Here is a 19,105-nt window from a genome sequence, read left to right as displayed (position 1 = left end):
TTAAAAATACCTGCTTCGTTAGTATGCTAATGTGTATTTGATTTTAGATTAGTAGGTGTTTTTTTCATTTATTACTTTATAACTTCGAACTTCTTAAATTTTGTATATACATAAAGTGTTATCGATAAAATGCTTAATCCGAGAATTAACCAAGGAATAGGACCAAATAGTTTTTCTGCAGCTATGGTTATAAAATTATTGTTTCCGGTAATTCTTTGCACAATCCAACCCACTGCTATAAAAGCAACCAAGATGGCAAAACCATTTTTTATAGCTACAAAATAATTAGTTTTACTCATTATAACAAACCAAGGAATTGTTATTGCAATTACAAAAAGCTGCATCACTTCGATTCCAATATTGAAACCCAAAATACTCAAAACCATTGTGCTTGTATCTAAATTCAAATTCGAAAGAACAGTGGCAAATGCCAAACCGTGTACTAATCCAAATCCTGCTGCAACATACATTTCTTTTCCAGCAAAAACAGGACGAATGGCGTGAACAGCCGAAACTAAAATAGAAACTGCAATCAAAATTTCGACGGGTTGCGTAGGCAAATGAAACCAGCCTAATGCACCAATCAGCAATGTAATGGAATGACCAATTGTAAAAGCGGTAATCACTTTTAACAACTTTATAACACTATATTTAATGCCCCCAAAACGTCCCCATTTTTTTTTATTTACTACAAGAGGAGCGGGTAATAACAATACCAATAGAAACAATAAATGATCCGTTCCTTCCTTAATATGTTCCATTCCTAAAGCAAATATTCCCTTAAAACCTGTCCAGTAACTTCCATCTTCGAGGTTCACCTCAAGCGGTTCATACTTTCCTGCCCCTATTTGAAAATTGGTGTAGATAGTACCCAAAGGGATACCTCCATCTTCGCTACGGATACCATTCTTCCAATCGTTTTTCAAAAATACGAGTATGCTATGCGTTACAACCTGATGTATAATTGCATCATAGTTAAATACAAAATTCCTAACACTTTTTTTCTGTGGGGGTACCATTTTAAACCAAACAATAACTTCTCGATATTTTCCTACGTTCGTATCAAATTCAGTAGTTGCATAAATGCTATCAATAGAAGTTTCCCATACATTCTTTCCGCTATACGCTTTTATATGCTGGCGGAAATAATCCTTAAAAAATGGGGTGTTTACGGTGTGGTTTTCATCTAAAGCTATCTTCATTGCTGCTTCTAAATCGGATAGCGACATTTTAGCCTCGCCAACCACACTATTTTCCATTACAGAAAGGCTTACCGTAGTGTTAGGCATTGGGTGTGCAAATACACCAAAACTGGTAAACAAGAATAACAATGTAAAAAGAAGCTTGTTCATAAATGAAAAATTTTAGTTTATAATTTTAGTAACCCCTTACCCAATGATAGGATAAGGGGCTACTAATTAGTACAGTTTTAATTAATTGCGATGCTGACTATTGTTTAGTACCACCGTAATCGGTAGTTCTATCTCTCCATACAGAGTGAGGATGGGTAGCAGGACTGGATAATACAATGCTGCTTCCTACGGAATACTCAATCCATACGTGAGGTCCATCTATCCTTAAATAGTCATACTTGGTAGCAAGACCTGTGCTGCCCGAGTACGCGACGTATGTATCACTTAACTCATTAGTGTATAGTGTGATGAAAGCAGCAGCATCTGTGGCATTAAGGTCATTTACATAAGTTTTAATTGCCGCCAACATTAATCCCTGTTCTGTTGAAGTCATTGCGCTACCTTTTACACCTAGTTTGGTAGTTGGGAAGCTCCAGTCTTTTTGAGGTCCGCAAACTATATCACTATAAGTAGTGCTTTGTTTGGCAGTGGCCAAGTTGGTACTGCTAAGTCCAGTAAGTAAAGCATTGAATGCAGTAGCTTCCTGATTCATCGGAATGATTGCAGTTGCAGTACTGCTGCTATTTACTGCTTTAGAAAAAGAGAGTGAAGTCCCGTAAGTACAAGGCTCTACACCTCTGAATGACGGTGTGGCTCCAACTAATGAACCATTGACATAAGTATTGGAAAGTTGTGTATGGTGACCGCCAAAATATATTTCGAAAGTGCCAGTACTTGCAGGCGTACCCAAAATAGCAATGTGATAATATGCTTCGCCATAATCGCTACCACCAAGATAGTTGTCTGCTGCTAGTAATTGAACTAGTTCCTCATAACCTTCATTGCTGGTGCTACCAGATATTTCCTGCAATAGTGCTAATACTAATGTTTTTTGAGCAGTAGTCAATCCACTAAGTTTTAGTCCCACACGGTTTCCGTAAATAGCATCAGGAAAATTAGACCATTTTATTATAGAAGCGTAAGCATAACTTATTTGCATAGCTGCAACTTGTGTTGATGTAAGCGAGGCTTTTAAGGCATCGCACAAACAAATAAGTTTTGTAATACCTGTTGCAGAACTGCAGCTGGTGGTACTTGCAGCATTTACTGTCAAAGTAATTGTAACTGTTTGTCCTCCAAATGTAATTACAAAACTGGCAGTCCCTGACGATGTAGGGGTTCCTGTAATCGTGTACGTTAAGTTGCCAGCTCCGTTTGCCAATGTTCCTGCTACCAATGTAGCCGTTAAACCTGTAACTCCTGTTGAAGCAACTGCTGTTCCTGCTGAATAGGTAGCCCCGTTACCTCCAGTATAAGGAAGTGTAGCTGTTCCTGAATATGTAACATTAATGGTAGCCGTTGCCGAAAAAACAGCAGATTCAGAAGTAAGTGCCGTAACAGAGGCTGAACTGCTAGAGGAATCATCGTCTTTGCTACAAGCAATTACAATTGTTAATAGGAAAGCCATAGCTCCTAATAAAATTAATTTTGTTTTTTTCATTTTTTTAAAATTTGGTTTAGATAATCGATTGTTTATTTGTACTCAAACATCAATTCTTTTGTAAAAGTATTTAATTCTGTATTTTATAAAAAATTTTGAGGTATTCTAAAGAATTTAAGAGGTAAAACAACTAATTGTATTCTTTTTTTTCTAATTTTTTGACACATAAAAAATACTTTTATTGCTTGTTGAGCTGGTCGAAAAATACTGTTTCGTAACTCGCACTTACCGGAATTTCTTCTTGATGGATGTAGATTATTTTGTTTCTAACCTTTTCAATTTTAGAAATAGGAACAATAAAGGAACGATGCACTCGTATGAATTCTGGAGTAGGAAGTTTTTCCAAAATGGATTTCAAAGTCATTCTGGCAACAATTGTTTTTTGGTTCTGAATGTGAATTTTCAAGTAATCATCTAATCCTTCTATGAATAAAATATCCGAAATTAGGATTTTTATCAAACTGTAATCGGCACGAATAAATAAATAAGGTTGCTCGGGATTTTGATTTTGTAATTTCCATTGTGCCACTGCTTTTTCGACCGCTTGCTGAAATCTTGCTTGCGAAAATGGTTTCAAAATATAATCGGTTGCGTTCAAGGTAAATCCTTCGACAGCATATTCGGAATAAGCGGTTGTAAAAATAACCATCGTTTTGTGTGGCAACTTTTTATAAAAATCAATCCCCGAAATAGATGGCATGTTGATATCTAAAAAGAGCAAATCGACAGGGTATTTTTTTAGGTGTTTAAAAGCATCTTCGGACTTGGTAAATGTTTTTTGAAGGTCAATATCTTCAATAGTTGCACAAAAATTTTGCAAAATATCTAACGCAAGTGGTTCGTCATCAAGAGCAATAGCTGTTATCATCCTACTTTTAGGGTTAAGTTTATCGTGTAATTATCTGGATTATCGTCAATGGTTAATACGTGATTTTTAGGATACAAAAGCGAGAGTCTTTCAATCGTGTTTTGAAGTCCAATACCGCTATCTGATTCTAAATTGTCTACTTTATAATTAGAAACAAATAGCGTTAAATAATCGCCAACAATGGTAATGCGAATACCTATTTTGGAATTCTCATTAGGATTTACGCCATGTTTAAACGCATTTTCGATAAACGAAATCAAAATAAGTGGCGTAATTGCTTTGCCAAAAGTAGCTCCTTGCATACTATAATCAATGGTTACGGTGTTGCCTAGGCGTGTTTTTTGTAGTTCTATAAAGTTATTGATGTAGTTTATTTCTTTCTCTAATGCTATGACATCATCATTTGCATTGGTAATAATATACCGCATTAATTCGGATAACTGCACCACAGCATCGGCGGTTTTGTCGGATTTTTTTATAGCCAAAGCGTAAATACTATTCAAGGTATTGAATAAAAAATGAGGGTTAATTTGCGCTTTCAAAAACGATATTTCTGATTTCATTTTGTCTTTTTCGACTTTTTCCAACCTGTTCTTAATGGCCAAAAACAAACTCGAAATAACTCCTATCAAATAAACCAAAATAGTATGGTTGTACTGTGTAGGCGGTGCATGCGATTCATCAAAAGAGTCCATTTTAGGTGGTCGCTCTTTTCTAAAGTTGAAATTTTGATTGGGGTTGAATCCATCTGCAACCTCTGGTGATCCCTGCTCAACTGGAGGTATTTGCTTGCCTGAATCCAAAAAATTATGATCAGCACCATCAAAAAAACTAGAAATCCCAAGAAAAAACATCAAGAAAATAATCAAAATAAAGCCGTAAAACAGCTGTTTTTGAGCGAAATAAAATTTTGGAATCAAGTAATAATAATTGAAATAAAAAAAAAGCAACAACAAAAAATAAATTAGAAAATAAATTCGGTCATGACCATTACTCGATAAATTGGGGAAACTAAAAATCCCGCCGGAGGATGTAAAAGCATAGGGCAAAAACAAAAATGTCATGCACAAACCCAAGTGCATGAGATAAAAAGAAGTAGTTTTTTTCATTTTTTACAAATTTGATTTTCAAAATTAAAACATCGCCAAGTCCCATTCTAATTATTGCGGTAAAAAACCTATTTCTTGCGGCAATTTAAAAGTTAAACTCGAAATTAATTCCTTTTATCATAACAACAAAACATCCTATGCTTTTTTACATAAAGTAATGTAAAACCAAAAAAACGGAAAGCAATAGGAATCTCATTTTGGGTCACTAAAACTTTGCAATCTAAAATTTTTGACTCTACCAATTTCTGTTATCTTTGCTTCATGCAATTTTCTGAAATACTAGGACAAGTTCACATCAAAAGTCATTTGACCACCAGCGCCAATTTAGGCAGGATTCCGCATGCACAATTGTTTGTTGGTCCAGAGGGAAGTGGCACTTTGCCTATGGCTATTGCCTATGCACAATACATTTTGTGCAATAATCAAGGCGGTGAAAACACGGGTTTGAACGAAAGTTGTAACCTTAAATTCCAAAAAATTTCGCATCCTGATTTACATTTTGTGTACCCCACAGTAACTACCGATGAAGTCAAGAAAAGTCCTAAAAGTATTGATTTTATTGCCGATTGGCGCAAGTTTATCGCTCAAAATCCGTACGGAGGTTTGTTCGATTGGTATTCACTTTTAGGTGTTCAAAACAAACAAGGCGAAATACGTGTTGACGATGCACAGGAAATTTTAAAATCATTGGCGTTAAAATCCTATGAAGGAGGATACAAAATAATGATTATTTGGATGGCCGATAAACTCAATATTGCAGCCTCCAATAAACTCCTAAAACTCCTCGAGGAGCCACCCGAAAAAACGGTCTTTATCCTCATTTCACAAAACGAAGAGGACATTATACAAACCATTCGATCTCGTTGTCAAATCCTACATTTTAATGGTTTGAGCGAAACAGTGATTGCCCAAGCATTAGTCGAAAGAGAACAAGTCGAGTCCAAAAAAGCCTTGACAATTGCCCATCAAGCACAAGGAAACTACAACAAAGCCTTGCATTTATTGCAAGATAACAATCAGGAACATCCGTTTGATTTATGGTTTGTGACTTGGGTTCGTGCCGCTTTTAAAGCCAAAGGAAATGCCGCAGCGATTCAGGATTTGATTCTTTGGAGCGAACAAATTGCTGGTTTAGGTCGAGAAACCCAAAAGAAATTTCTCGAATTTTGCATCGAAATGTTCCGTCAAGCGTTGCTGTTGAATTATGAAGCCAAAGCATTAGTGTATATTGAACCAAATGTCGACAAATTCAAATTAGAAAACTTTGCTCCCTTTGTCACGGGCAACAACATCAATGATATTTTCAAGGAACTATCGGATGCGATGTATCATATTGAACGCAATGGAAACGCTAAAATAATCCTAACCGACTTGTCTATAAAACTGACTCGTTTAATCCATAAAAAATAATTATTACTCATGAACAATACCGCTTCTATTTTACTTTTGATTTTTTTGGCCCTGACCTTCATACAATCCAGTTATGAAAAACTCTTTTATTGGAAAGATACTATCGATTGGCTAAAAGGTCATTTTGCCAAAACGAGGCTCAAAAACTTGGTGCCGCTTGCACTAATTCATCTGGTAATACTGGAGTTAATTTCTGGGATTTTGTGCGTGGTGGGTGTCATCGAACTGTTGGTAAACAACGGAAGAACTTTTGGTTTTTATGGTGCTATTTTTTCGAGTATTACGTTGCTAATGATGCTTTTTGGGCAACGATTAGCCAAGGATTATGACGGAGCAAGAACCATAGTCATCTACTTTATTCCTGCTGTAATGGCGGTGTATTGGCTGAATTAGAAAAAGAATTGATGGCAAATATCAATGTCAATAAAAAACATCAATTTCTTAAAAAAAATTAATGTATACTTGGTGATTTTGCACTAAAAACAACAAACTTACATGACCTTGAATGCCTTATATGGTTCAATAAATTATATTAATACCCTTTTTGAAGCTCGATAACAACAAACTTAAATGACCTTGAATGCCTTATATGGTTCAATAAATTCTTAAAAAATGACCCCAAAATACCCTTCAGAATCCTTAACTATCCTAACCGACTTGGTTTTACCAAGCGAAACCAATGCATTGAACAATCTTTTTGGTGGCGAATTATTGGCTCGAATGGATCGCGCGGCTAGCATCTCGGCGGGACGGCATTCGCGACATATTTCGGTAACAGCATCCGTCAATCATGTGGCTTTCAACAAATCGATTGCTTTGGGAAGCGTTGTTATTATTGAGGCAAAAGTGTCTCGAGCTTTCAAAACTTCGATGGAAATCTACATTGATGTTTGGAATGAAGACCGCGAATCTGGCGAAAGAACCAAAGCTAACGAAGCCATTTATACCTTTGTAGCCGTAGATGAAAATGGAAAACCCGTAGAAGTCCCACAAATAATTCCCCAAACAAAACTCGAAAAACACCGCTATGACGATGCCTTGAGACGCAAACAATTGAGTTTACTTTTAGCCGGAAAAATGAAACCCGAAGAAGCTACCGAATTGAAAGCGTTGTTTGTGTGAAACACTCCAAATGGAATAGTTTGTTTAATTTAAAAAAAAACACCGCTTCATGTTCCATAATTAGTTAACTTTGTTTAATGGAAAAAATTAGACAAATTCATTTTTACAAAAATCATTTCGAAGATTTCTTTGAAAAGCAAACTGAAAAAGTGAAAAATAAAATTGATGAGGTCTTGTTTTTAATAACTGTTATTGAAAGAGTTCCAAGAAAATTCCTGAAGCATATAGAGGGAACCAATGGTCTTTATGAAGTTAGAGTAGAACTTGGTAGCAATATTTATAGAATATTTTGTTGTTTTGATGATGGTTGTTTGGTAGTATTATTCAATGGTTTTCAAAAAAAGACACAAAAAACACCAAAATCAGAAATTGATAAAGCCGAGAAATTAAAAGCCGAATATTTTAATGAAAAATAAAAGGGAAACAATGATAAAAAACACAACAACTTTCGAAAATCATCTTGATAAGCGTTATGGAGAAGTAGGCTCTATAAAACGTGCTGAATTTGAAATTAAAGCAAAAGCATTTTCAATTGGCGAAATGATTAAAGAAGAAAGACTTCTAGCGCATTTAACCCAAGAACAGCTTGCCGAAAAAACAGGCACAAAAAAAAGTTTTATCTCTAGAATTGAAAATGGACATAGCGATATTCAATTGTCAACACTTTATAAACTTTTGGAAATTGGACTTGGAAAAAAAGTAACTTTTTCTTTTAAATAAAAATAGTGCTGGAACAAAAAATTGAGTTTAGTTTTAGCCGGAAAAATGAAACCAGAGGAGGCTACTGAGTTGAAAGTGTTGTTTGTTTAAAAAGCTATAAAAGTAGAAATTGACTGTTTTTTTGTGTAATTTTGAAATTCTAATTTTTAGAAAATGAACTTAATAGAACGCCATAATAAAGATATTCAAAACTTGTGCAAGGCACATAAAGTTAAATCTTTGTATGCTTTTGGTTCTGTTTTGACAGATAAATTCAATAACGAAAGCGATGTTGATTTTATAGTTGATTTTCAGCCATTAGATGTTCTTGATTATGGTGATAATTATTACAACCTTAAATTTTCTCTGGAAAATGTTTTAGAAAGAAATATTGACCTTTTAGAAGAAAAAGCAATAAAAAATCCTTACTTTAGAATAACGTTAAATCAAAATAAAAAAATGATTTATGGATAACGTTGTCAAAACTTGGTTATTTGACATTTTAAGCTCTATTAACGAAATCGAAAGCTATTTTCTAGAAACACCAAAAATGTTTGAAATCTATCAAAATGATTTGAGAACAAAACGTGCCATAGAACGAAATATCGAAATTATTGGAGAAGCCATGAGCCGAATTCTAAAAGAAGATAGGGAAATTGAAATTTCAAATTCTAGAAAGATTGTTGACGTTCGAAACCGAATAATTCACGGTTACGATTCGGTTTCAGATGATGTAATTTGGGGAATTGTAATTAAAAATCTGCCTGTTTTGCAAAAAGAAGTTGAATTTTTATTAGGAGAACAATAACCCGAAGAAGCTACCGAATTGAAAGCGTTGTTTGTTTAAAAAACACCAAAATAAGCAATGGAAGAAAAAGAATTTGTTTTCAAAAGAAGTTTTAAAGACGGAAAACAAAGGCGTTTGCTATTTAATCCGAAAAACTTGCAATTTGAAGACAAGGATTTTGGAAATGACTTGTTTACCCTTTTCGAAAAAGAGGCGATTACTGATTATCGGTTTGGTATTCGTTGGATTCGGTTTGAACTGACTTATGGTAGAGAATATCAAATATTTGTTCGTAGCAAAGAAAATAAAGTTATAAAAATTAGTTTCAGATCCTATTTGGGTAGAAAAAAAAATATTCTTCACAAGTTTTACACTGAAATTCTAACTGAATTATGGAATTATTATTTTGAAGATATTATTCATAATTTTATCAACAAACACAATAGGGATGAGGAATTTTCAATTGGTGATGTTTTGTTTACAAAAGACTGTCTTGAACTAAATATTAGTGGTATTTTTAATCAAAAAAAAGTGGTTATTCCTTGGGATAAAATTAGAACCAGAGGGTATCGTTCCTATTTTTCGATTTATTCTATTGACAATCCTTCCGAGATAAATAGAGGTTATAGTTATAAAGAAGATTGGAATACAAATGTTTTGCATAGCGTCATTAGAACATTATTAAAACAAAAGAAAATAGAAACGTACGAATAGCCATTATTATTTTATCAAGTAAAAAATCCAAAAAAGCATCGAATTTTAAAAAATATAAAAAACATTTTTTTGTAAAAACATTCCCCTTGTCACTTCCAAAAAAAGAAGTAATTTTACGAAATAGAAACAGCAATCCAATTGAAATACTCAAACGGAATGTTCTAAAAATTTAAGAAACCAGAAAAAATAGAGGAAAGAAAAGATGAAAGAAAAGGTGAGTTCAGAAAAAGGGAATTCGGAAAAAGAAGCCAAGTTAAAAGCACTACAACTTACGCTAGATAAACTAGATAAGACCTACGGAAAAGGAACTGTAATGAAAATGGGCGACAAAGCCATTGTAGAGGTAGAAAGTATTTCGTCTGGATCTTTGGGAATCGATTTAGCATTAGGAGTTGGTGGTTATCCAAGAGGTAGAATTATAGAAATCTATGGCCCAGAATCATCTGGAAAAACAACATTAACCTTGCACGCCATTGCCGAAGCGCAAAAAGCAGGTGGAATCGCCGCTTTTATAGATGCAGAACACGCATTTGATAGAAATTATGCCGAAAAATTAGGTGTAGATATCGAAAATTTAATCATATCACAACCCGATAATGGGGAACAAGCACTAGAAATTGCCGAGAATCTAATTCGTTCTGGTGCGATTGATATTGTTGTCATTGACTCCGTTGCCGCTTTGACTCCCAAAAGTGAAATAGAAGGCGAAATGGGTGATTCTAAAATGGGTTTACACGCTCGTTTGATGTCGCAAGCCTTAAGGAAATTAACGGGAACAATCAGTAAGACAAATTGTACTGTTTTCTTTATCAACCAGTTGAGAGAAAAAATAGGTGTAATGTTTGGTAATCCAGAAACGACAACGGGTGGAAATGCCTTGAAGTTTTATGCTTCGGTGCGTTTGGATATTCGTCGTTCGACACAAATAAAAGATGGGGATAACGTACTTGGAAACAGAACCAAAGTAAAAGTGGTCAAAAACAAAGTAGCACCGCCGTTTAAAGTAGCCGAATTTGACATTATGTACGGAGAAGGCGTATCCAAAACAGGCGAAATCTTGGATCTTGCCGTAGAGTTTGAAATTGTCAAAAAAGCAGGTTCTTGGTTTAGTTACGGTGATACCAAATTAGGTCAAGGTCGTGATGCTGTAAAAGGACTCATAAAAGATAATCCTGAATTGGCCGATGAATTAGAAGCGAAAATCAAAGCACACATCAAGGAATTGGCAAACGCCTAAATAAATTCCATTTTATACTGAAAAGAGTTCACTACGGTGCGCTCTTTTTTTTTGGAAAAAAAAGAGTACGTCAAACGCAACAGTTGTTCAAGAGCGTGTTTTGTCTTTGAAAATGAATTCCGATTTATAACAAATCCAAATGACAGCAGATTACCAAAATTAAGAGGGTTTAAAATTTTTTTTCTGTTTTTATTTAACGGAAATTTGCCAAATCTTTAAACACAAAACCCCATGGAATTCGGTAGAATATTAGTTTCAGAAACAGCCTTCAATAGTGAGAACCTTCAAGATGTGATTCATTCTAATATTTCGGTAATCAACTTACTTCGAGAGGAGCAAATCGACGACGAATTCATTCACGAAGACGCCTTGATGAGTTATTATTTAGACTATTATTATTCCCAATATGTTGCGGGGAACTTTGCACAATTTGTACACAGTTCTGGTTGGGATAAAGAGTTAAATGAATTAATCGAAGAAGGTTTGGCTTTAATTGGAGCCGAAAAGCATTTGGAATTATTTCAACAAAAAGCCAAAAAAGTAAAACTAATGAGCAGCGTCAAGCTCAATAAATTCCTCAAAGGAAAACTCGAAGGCGTCAATCCCACTCGGGATTTGCTCAACAACGATACTTTTTTCGAATTAGATGAAAATCTAGTGACTTTGAACGCTAATTTTCTAAAAACCCACCCCGATTTCGAAGTGCTTTCTGTCGATGAAATGTTTGCCACTTTAGAAGAATTTGTGGGTCACGAGATTAAAAGGGAGTAAATTTAAGTCAAAAGTCGCAAGTCATAAAAGTCTTAAGGTGATTTATATTGCAATCAATTGTCTTTTCAGCATTAATAAATGATGTTAAAATAAGGATGTTTCCTAGTGGTTGACTTTATGACTTTAAGACTTTCGCCTTTTGACTATTTTTTTGTCTCATTCCTACCAAACATTTCCTTAAATTTGCTACTATTATTATAAAAGTTAGCGTTTAAAAAAATAAAGGATATGTTACAAATTGCATTTATTAGAGAAAATCAGGAGAAAGTAATTACCGCTTTGGCAAAAAGAAATATCGATGCCACAAGTGTTGTTCAAGAAGTGGTACAATTAGACGAACGCCGTCGCGCTACACAAGTGGCCTTGGACGGAATTTTATCCGAATCTAATAAATTATCCAAAGACATAGGCGAATTGATGAAAGCGGGCGAAAAATCAAAAGCTGCCATTCTAAAAGAAAAAACAGTGCTGCTAAAAGAAAAAAGCAAAACGTTGGCCGAAACTGCCGACAGACTTGCTGCTGAACTTTTAGAAAAATTATACACGTTACCCAATCTTCCCGCTGATATTGTGCCTTTTGGAAAAACACCCGAAGAAAACTTAAATGTTTTCGAAGAAGGTGAGATTCCTGTTTTGCACGAAGGCGCACAACCACATTGGGACTTGGTCAAAAAATACGACATCATCGATTTTGAATTAGGAAATAAAATTACAGGCGCAGGATTTCCGGTGTACAAAGGAAAAGGAGCCAAATTGCAACGTGCCTTAATTAATTATTTCTTGGATAAAAACACCGCTGCAGGATACAACGAAGTTCAAGTACCGCACATGGTCAACGAAGCTTCGGCTTATGGAACGGGACAATTGCCGGACAAAGAAGGGCAAATGTACCACGACAAAACCGATGATTTGTACTTGATTCCAACAGCAGAAGTTCCCGTAACGAACTTGTTTCGGGATGTGATTCTGAACGAAAACGAATTGCCCGTTTTAACTACCGCTTATACGCCTTGTTTCCGTCGGGAAGCGGGTTCTTACGGAGCACACGTTCGAGGATTAAACCGTTTGCACCAATTTGACAAAGTCGAAATCGTGCGAGTGGAACATCCCGACAAATCCTACGAAGCCCTAGAAGGAATGGTGGAGCACGTAAAAAACATTTTGCAGGAATTGAAATTACCGTATAGAATATTGCGTCTTTGTGGTGGCGATATGGGTTTCACATCAGCTTTGACGTATGATTTCGAAGTGTATTCTACGGCGCAAGAACGTTGGTTAGAAATCAGTTCTGTTTCTAATTTTGAGACTTTTCAAGCGAATCGTCTCAAATTGCGTTTCAAGGACAAAGACGGAAAAAACCAATTGGCGCACACCTTAAACGGAAGTTCACTCGCTTTGCCAAGAGTTTTAGCTGGGATTTTAGAAAATTACCAAACCGCAGAAGGAATTGTAATTCCAGAGGTTTTGCGAAGCTATTGTGGTTTTGATATTATTGATTAAAAAATTTACCATATAAGGCATTTAAGGTCATTTAAGTGTTGTATTGATTGGTAATTTTGAAATAATCATATTATAAAAAGACTTATGAAATATTTACTGGTAATTTTTTTGGCTTTTACAATTAATTCTTTTGCCCAAAATAAAAGAACTGTTTTAGGTGAAAAATATTCAAAAGAAGAATTGGATGCAGTCTTGGCTAAAAAAGCTGGACATAATGTTGTTGACAATAAAGAGTTAATTATAAAGGAAAGTAAAACAGCAATTGAAATTGCAGAAGCCATTCTTTTTGAAATTTATGGAAAAGAAAATATTGAAAGACAAAAACCGTATGAAGAATATTTAATAAAAAATTATTGGATTATTTCAGGGACTTTACCTGAAGGAAGTTTAGGAGGAACTTTTTTAATTATTATTGATGCTAAAAATGCTCAAGTTCTAAAAATAACTCATGGAAAATAGTAGTACTGTATCTAATTTTTAATTGGTACTTAAATGACCTTAAATGCCTTATATGGTTAAATAATTTTCGAAATCAATGAAAAAACTCTTTCTACATATCGCCCTGTTTTTTTCATTGGTTTGTTTCTCGCAAAACGAGCAATTGGCACAGTATTATTACGACAAAGGCGATTTTGAGAAAGCCAAAATAAGTTACCTAGAATTAGTACAAAGTGTGCCTCAAAACGCGCAATATTTTCTACGAACCATAGATTGTTACCAGCAATTACAGCAATTTGATGTTGCCGAAAAAGCCATTAATAAACGAATAGATACTTACAAACAAAGCACTTTGTTGGTCGAGTTGGGCTATAATTTTCAGTTGCAAAAACAGGAAGAAAAAGCCAAGAGTTATTACGATCAAGCTTTGGAAAAAATCCAGAAAAACCCCAATGAAGTCTACGCAATTGCCAATGCTTTTGAAGGAAAAGTATTGTTGGAATACGCTTTAAAAGCCTATAAAACCGCCACAGCATTAGATTCGAATTTGAATTTTAAGTACCAAATGGCTTTGCTTTATGGACAATTGGGCAACACCGAAATGATGATCAACACTTTTCTCGACGAAGCCTACACCAATCCTCAAAACTCGATTTTGATTCAGAATCAGTTGGCGCGGTTTATGACTGATGAAGGCGATGCGGCCTTTAGCGACAGCTTGCGAAAAGCATTGGTTATTAGAACACAAAAAAACCAAGACGTTTTTTGGAACCGCTATTTGAGTTGGTTTTATGTTCAGCAAAAAGAATTTGAGAAAGCTTTTATTCAAGAAAAAGCCATTTACAAACGCAACCCACAATCGTTGGCAAACATTGTCAATCTGGGACAACTCGCCATTGAAGAGGATAATCCCGAGGCTGCAAAAGAAATTTTGGGCTTCGTTTTAGATAATACTACCGATTTAGAATTGCTCATTCAAGCCAATTCCTATTTGATAAAAATGAGAATTGCCACCGCACAACCCAAAGACGAAACGAGTATCCATTCGGATTTGGATGGCTTGCTAAAACAATTTGGGATAACGCCAGCCACCTTGTCCTTGCAATTGATTCAAGCGCATTTTGTAGCTTTCAATCTAAAAAAACCCGAAGACGGAAAAGCAATCGTACAGCATTCGTTGGAATTGCAATTGAATGATTATGAAACGGCTCAAGCCAAAATGGAACTGGCAGATATTTTGCTTTACGAAGAGAAATTCAACCAAGCCTTGATTTATTATTCGCAAATTGAATTGGATTTAAAGAATGATGTCGTGGCGCACGAAGCAAGTTTAAAGGCCGCCAAAACCAGTTATTTCAAAACCGATTTTGTGTGGGCATTGAAACAATTCAAGGAATTAAAAGCGGCCAATACACAGTTGATTGCCAATGATGCGCTGGAATATTTCCTGCTCATCAACGATAATACCGCCGCTGATTCGACACTAACAGCCTTGAAACAATTTGCCAAAGGCGACTATTTGGTATATCAAAACCGAAATCAAGAAGCGATTGCACAATTTCAATCGATTATAAAAAACTTCAAAGGGCAAGAGATTGAAGCGGTAACGTTATTGCGGTTGGGTAAAATTTACGAAAAATCAGGCGAATATACTTTGGCTTTAGCCCAATACCAAGAAATCATAAATCATCACAGCGACGGAATTTACATAGACGAAGCATTGTATTTTTCGGCAGAAATGGAGAACAATAAGTTACACGAACCCGAAAAGGCAAAACCGTTGTACGAGAAAATAATTTTTAGCCACGAAGACAGCATATATTTTGTCGAAGCACGAAAGAAATATAGGGAATTGCGAGGAGATAAAAATTTGTGATTTTAGACTGCGGATTTCAGATTTCAGACCGTAGAACATAGAGATTAGAATATAGAAAAACAGATTTCAGAATTAGAATTGAGAGAAACAGATAGATAATTCTGTCAAAGTCTTACTGCTTAATTCACCAATCTTAATACTTTTAAAAAATGATTATATACAACGTTACCACAAATATACACGAAAGCGTTCACGACCAATGGATGATTTGGATGCAACACAAGCACATTCCCGAAATGTTGGCTACAGGAAAATTCTCTTCGGCACGAATGGTTCGGGTTTTAATCGAAGAAGAAATGGGCGGCGTCACGTATTCCGTGCAATACACAACTGACAGTAGAGAAACGCTACAAAAATATTACCAAGAAGAGGGGGCTGTTTTTCGGGAGGAAGGATTGAAATTATTTGGGGATAAAATGCTAGCTTTTAGAACGGAGTTGGAAGTGATTAGTGAGCATTAAAAAGTGTTCAATTTGTAAATAATTAGCCGGATATTGAACGGATAAAACAGATTTACACAAATTTTTAATTTAGAATTTAAAAAAATCCGTGTTTATCAGTGAAATCCGCATCATCCGTGTCCCATTGAATATAGTATTAAAAAATAAAAACTTCACGCCTTTGTGCCTTCGCGGTAAAATAACATTTGTGCTTTCACAGCCAAAAAACAAACAATTATGGAAAAAGTAAAAGCCAAAAAACACCTCGGACAACATTTCTTGAAAGACGAAAGCATTGCCAAAGCCATTGCCGATACCTTGAATCTCGAAGGCTACGACGATGTATTAGAAATTGGTCCTGGAATGGGAGTGTTGACCAAATACCTTTTGGAGAAAGAAATCAATACCTATGTCATCGAAATTGATACCGAATCGGTAACGTACCTAGATGAGAATTACCCCAAACTAAAGGATAAAATCATCTCCAAGGATTTCTTGAAATACAACATCAACGAAGTTTTTCAGGGGAAACAATTCGCCATAATTGGGAACTTTCCGTATAATATCTCCACGCAAATTGTTTTCAAAACCTTGGAACTCCGCGATCAAATCCCCGAATTTGCGGGGATGTTCCAAAAAGAAGTAGCCGAACGCATTTGCGAAAAAAAAGGAACCAAAGCCTACGGAATCCTATCCGTTTTGGCACAAGCTTTTTATGATGCCGAATATTTATTTACCGTAGACGAACACGTTTTTAATCCGCCACCCAAAGTGAAATCGGGCGTTTTGCGTTTGCGCAGAAAAGCAGATTACAGTTTGCCTTGCGGCGAAAAACTATTTTTCACAGTCGTAAAAACCGCTTTTCAACAACGCAGAAAGACCTTGCGTAATAGTTTAAAAACATTAAATTTGTCTGATAGTTTGAGAGAAGATGAAGTTTTTAACCTTCGACCAGAACAACTTAACGTGGAGCAATTTATAGCATTGACCCAAAAAATTGAAGCCGATGGAGTTTAAAATCAGCAAAGAACTAATACAAGAATTAGAGCAACTTATTTTAAGTAAAAACGACCTGCAATTGGGCGTTTTGCTGAATGATCTGCACCACGCTGATATTGCAGAAATTCTTGACGAACTCGATTTTGACGAGGCAACTTATATTTTCAAGGTTTTAGACAGCGAAAAAACCGCCGAAATCCTATTAGAATTAGAAGATGATTTGCGGGAGAAAATATTAAGTAGGCTTTCGCCAAAAGAAATCGCTGAAGAGCTTGATGAATTAGAGACCAATGACGCCGCCGATATTATTGCAGAACTTTCGCAAAGCAAAAAGCAAGAAGTAATTTCTGAACTTTTGGACGTGGAACACGCCAAAGATATTGTTGATTTGCTGCGTTACAAAGAAGATACCGCAGGTGGAATTATGCACAAAGAATTGGTAAAAGTCTACGAAAACTGGAATGTGCTGACCTGTATCAAAGAAATGCGTATTCAGGCAGAGAATATTTCTAGGGTGCATTCTATTTATGTGGTCGATGAAGAAGATAGATTATTAGGGCGTTTATCATTAAAAGATTTATTGACAACATCAGCAAAAACACCAATTAGCGAAGTTTACATCAAAAAATTAAATTCGGTAAGAGTAGATGCCGAAGACGTTGAGGTGGCTCGTATTATGCAAAAATACGATTTAGAAGCCATTCCAGTAATTGATGAATTGGGACGATTAGTTGGTAGAATTACCATAGATGATATTGTGGATGTAATCAAGGATGAAGCCGATCAGGATTACCAATTGGCAGCAGGTATTACCCAAGACGTTGAAGCTGGCGATAGTATTCTCGAATTGACAAAAGCACGTTTGCCTTGGCTTTTAATAGGAATGGTCATTGAAATTATAGCTTCGTTTGTTTTAAAAAGTAATGAAAGTGCCTTTCAAAAATATTCCACTTTGATTATTTTCGTGCCTTTGCTTTCTGCAACAGCGGGAAATATTGGGGTGCAAGCTTCTGCCATTGTGGTTCAAGGTTTGGCAAACGGAAGTTTAAAAGAATTTAGTCGTGATTATTTTAGCAAAGAAATTGCTGTTGCGATGATTTCTGGAACTATAATTTCGCTTATGTTATTGGGCTATCATACGTTTATGTACGGACAGTTTAAGGTGGGATTAGCAATTTCTATTTCGATGGTAGTTGTGATTTTATTTGCGGCGACTTTGGGAACATTAGTCCCACTTTTTTTAAACAAAAACAAAATTGATCCCGCTATTGCAACTGGGCCATTCGTTTCAACTACAAATGATGTATTTGGAATTATTCTTTATTTTTGGATTGCACAAATGATTTTAGGGTTTTAAAATTTATACAAAATGAAAGTACACATTATAGGAGGCGGAAACCTAGGCGTTTCTATCGCATTAGGAATAGCAAAATTTTCGCCTGAAAATCAAGTTACAGTAACCCGCCGTAATACAGCGAGTATCCTGTATCTTGAAGCATTAGGTATTACGGTATCCACAGATAACAAATACCAAATTCAAGACGCCGATATCATTATTTTGACTATAAAACCTTATCAAGTCGATACCGTTTTGGCCGAAATCCTTCCCGTTATTGGATCAAAAATAATCGCTTCAGCTGTGAGCGGATTGTCTATAGAGAACTTGCAAAACAAGATTGGAGAAACCAATAGTGCCATTAGAATCATGCCCAATATCGCTTCTCAATTTGGCGCTTCGGCAACCTGTATTGCTTTTCACGAAAAAAACAAAGACAAAGCACAAAGCGTAGTCGCCTTGTTTCAGGATTTAGGAACTGCCCCAATCATCGACGAGAAACTCATGGATGCCGCCACCGTGCTAGCCGCCAGCGGAACCGCATTTGCCTTGCGATACATTCGTGCCTCGATGCAAGCCGGAATCGAAATAGGATTTGACTGGCAAACCGCACTAGCCATATCCGCACAAACCGTAAAAGGTGCCGCCGAAATGCTCCTAGAAGAAAAAGGACATCCAGAACAATTAATTGACCGTGTGACTACGCCGCAAGGCTGTACCATTGCTGGATTAAATGAGATGGAAATGCACGGATTTAGCTCCTCATTGATTAGAGGAATCAAGACTTCTTTGAAACAGATTAAGGGATAAATTTTTCTGTAAAAAAATAACAAGTATGTTTAGGACTAAACATACTTGTTATTAAATAATTTTTGATTGTCCGTTTTTAGTCATAACCCTGTAATGCTTGCTATTACTAGCCTATCGAATAATTTTTCCTCAAAAT

Annotated in this window: 21 protein-coding genes and 1 pseudogene; 18 read left to right on the top strand and 4 right to left on the bottom strand. The window is 35.6% G+C overall.

The window, feature by feature from the left end:
* Window positions 1-71: 71 nt before the first annotated feature.
* The 4 genes from FNW21_RS15195 to FNW21_RS15180 form a co-directional block, all read right to left on the bottom strand.
* Window positions 72-1,352, bottom strand: a complete 1,281-nt coding sequence (locus FNW21_RS15195; protein WP_144257605.1) for a HupE/UreJ family protein — start codon at window positions 1,350-1,352, stop codon at window positions 72-74.
* Between the two features lie 97 nt (window positions 1,353-1,449).
* Window positions 1,450-2,853, bottom strand: a complete 1,404-nt coding sequence (locus FNW21_RS15190) for a DUF3500 domain-containing protein (RefSeq protein WP_144257604.1) — start codon at window positions 2,851-2,853, stop codon at window positions 1,450-1,452.
* A gap of 178 nt (window positions 2,854-3,031) precedes the next feature.
* Window positions 3,032-3,721, bottom strand: a complete 690-nt coding sequence (locus tag FNW21_RS15185; RefSeq protein WP_144257603.1) for a LytR/AlgR family response regulator transcription factor — start codon at window positions 3,719-3,721, stop codon at window positions 3,032-3,034.
* A complete protein-coding gene (locus FNW21_RS15180) occupies window positions 3,718-4,830 on the bottom strand; it encodes a sensor histidine kinase (protein ID WP_144257602.1) in 1,113 nt (370 codons plus the stop codon). Before FNW21_RS15180 ends, FNW21_RS15185 begins: the two co-directional genes overlap by 4 nt.
* 261 nt (window positions 4,831-5,091) lie before the next feature.
* On the opposite strand from FNW21_RS15180, the gene FNW21_RS15175 reads away from it, so the two are divergent.
* The 18 genes and pseudogenes from FNW21_RS15175 to proC all read left to right on the top strand — a co-directional run bounded on the left by FNW21_RS15175 (window position 5,092) and on the right by proC (window position 18,969).
* On the top strand, window positions 5,092-6,240 hold the full coding sequence (locus tag FNW21_RS15175) for a DNA polymerase III subunit (protein ID WP_144257601.1): 1,149 nt from the start codon (window positions 5,092-5,094) through the stop codon (window positions 6,238-6,240).
* Window positions 6,241-6,249: 9 nt separating this feature from the next.
* Window positions 6,250-6,633: a DoxX family protein gene (locus tag FNW21_RS15170; protein ID WP_144257600.1), complete on the top strand. Its 384-nt coding sequence runs from the start codon at window positions 6,250-6,252 to the stop codon at window positions 6,631-6,633.
* Window positions 6,634-6,852: 219 nt separating this feature from the next.
* On the top strand, window positions 6,853-7,362 hold the full coding sequence (locus FNW21_RS15165) for an acyl-CoA thioesterase (protein ID WP_144257599.1): 510 nt from the start codon (window positions 6,853-6,855) through the stop codon (window positions 7,360-7,362).
* 77 nt (window positions 7,363-7,439) lie between these two features.
* Window positions 7,440-7,778: a type II toxin-antitoxin system RelE/ParE family toxin gene (locus FNW21_RS15160; protein ID WP_144257598.1), complete on the top strand. Its 339-nt coding sequence runs from the start codon at window positions 7,440-7,442 to the stop codon at window positions 7,776-7,778.
* 10 nt (window positions 7,779-7,788) lie between these two features.
* Window positions 7,789-8,082 (top strand): helix-turn-helix domain-containing protein, encoded by a 294-nt coding sequence (locus FNW21_RS15155; RefSeq protein ID WP_185963945.1) that lies wholly within the window; start codon window positions 7,789-7,791, stop codon window positions 8,080-8,082.
* Between the two features lie 15 nt (window positions 8,083-8,097).
* A pseudogene (locus tag FNW21_RS16600) lies at window positions 8,098-8,172 on the top strand (acyl-CoA thioesterase); the annotation flags it as partial.
* A gap of 63 nt (window positions 8,173-8,235) precedes the next feature.
* Window positions 8,236-8,535: a nucleotidyltransferase family protein gene (locus tag FNW21_RS15145; protein ID WP_144257597.1), complete on the top strand. Its 300-nt coding sequence runs from the start codon at window positions 8,236-8,238 to the stop codon at window positions 8,533-8,535.
* On the top strand, window positions 8,528-8,869 hold the full coding sequence (locus FNW21_RS15140; RefSeq protein ID WP_144257596.1) for a HepT-like ribonuclease domain-containing protein: 342 nt from the start codon (window positions 8,528-8,530) through the stop codon (window positions 8,867-8,869). Before FNW21_RS15145 ends, FNW21_RS15140 begins: the two co-directional genes overlap by 8 nt.
* Window positions 8,870-8,926: 57 nt before the next feature.
* Entirely contained in the window at window positions 8,927-9,562 is a 636-nt protein-coding gene (locus tag FNW21_RS15135) for a hypothetical protein (RefSeq protein WP_144257595.1), read from the top strand.
* Window positions 9,563-9,764: 202 nt separating this feature from the next.
* On the top strand, window positions 9,765-10,799 hold the full coding sequence (gene recA, locus FNW21_RS15130) for a recombinase RecA (protein WP_144257594.1): 1,035 nt from the start codon (window positions 9,765-9,767) through the stop codon (window positions 10,797-10,799).
* A 231-nt stretch (window positions 10,800-11,030) separates the two neighbouring features.
* The gene (locus FNW21_RS15125; protein WP_144257593.1) at window positions 11,031-11,570 is read left to right on the top strand and encodes a DMP19 family protein; all 540 of its coding nucleotides are present in this window, start codon (window positions 11,031-11,033) and stop codon (window positions 11,568-11,570) included.
* A 228-nt stretch (window positions 11,571-11,798) separates the two neighbouring features.
* Window positions 11,799-13,070: a serine--tRNA ligase gene (gene serS / locus FNW21_RS15120; protein WP_144257592.1), complete on the top strand. Its 1,272-nt coding sequence runs from the start codon at window positions 11,799-11,801 to the stop codon at window positions 13,068-13,070.
* A gap of 84 nt (window positions 13,071-13,154) precedes the next feature.
* Complete coding sequence (locus FNW21_RS15115; protein ID WP_144257591.1) at window positions 13,155-13,529, top strand: YbbC/YhhH family protein; 375 nt, start codon at window positions 13,155-13,157, stop codon at window positions 13,527-13,529.
* Between the two features lie 76 nt (window positions 13,530-13,605).
* Window positions 13,606-15,384 carry a tetratricopeptide repeat protein gene (locus tag FNW21_RS15110; RefSeq protein ID WP_144257590.1) on the top strand — a complete coding sequence of 593 codons (1,779 nt, stop codon included), beginning with the start codon at window positions 13,606-13,608 and terminating at the stop codon, window positions 15,382-15,384.
* 149 nt (window positions 15,385-15,533) lie between these two features.
* Window positions 15,534-15,845, top strand: coding sequence for a DUF4286 family protein (locus FNW21_RS15105; protein ID WP_144257589.1), 312 nt, complete (start codon window positions 15,534-15,536; stop codon window positions 15,843-15,845).
* A 216-nt stretch (window positions 15,846-16,061) separates the two neighbouring features.
* On the top strand, window positions 16,062-16,841 hold the full coding sequence (gene rsmA, locus FNW21_RS15100) for a 16S rRNA (adenine(1518)-N(6)/adenine(1519)-N(6))-dimethyltransferase RsmA (RefSeq protein ID WP_144257588.1): 780 nt from the start codon (window positions 16,062-16,064) through the stop codon (window positions 16,839-16,841).
* Window positions 16,831-18,180, top strand: a complete 1,350-nt coding sequence (mgtE, locus tag FNW21_RS15095) for a magnesium transporter (protein WP_144257587.1) — start codon at window positions 16,831-16,833, stop codon at window positions 18,178-18,180. The genes rsmA and mgtE overlap by 11 nt, the downstream gene beginning before the upstream one ends.
* 12 nt (window positions 18,181-18,192) lie before the next feature.
* Window positions 18,193-18,969: a pyrroline-5-carboxylate reductase gene (gene proC / locus FNW21_RS15090; RefSeq protein WP_144257586.1), complete on the top strand. Its 777-nt coding sequence runs from the start codon at window positions 18,193-18,195 to the stop codon at window positions 18,967-18,969.
* Window positions 18,970-19,105: the final 136 nt, after the last annotated feature.

The organism is Flavobacterium restrictum, assembly GCF_007097245.1.
GTDB lineage: Bacteria > Bacteroidota > Bacteroidia > Flavobacteriales > Flavobacteriaceae > Flavobacterium > Flavobacterium restrictum.
Note: the sequence above shows the minus strand (reverse complement) of the source record. Positions and strands in the feature narration are given on the sequence as shown.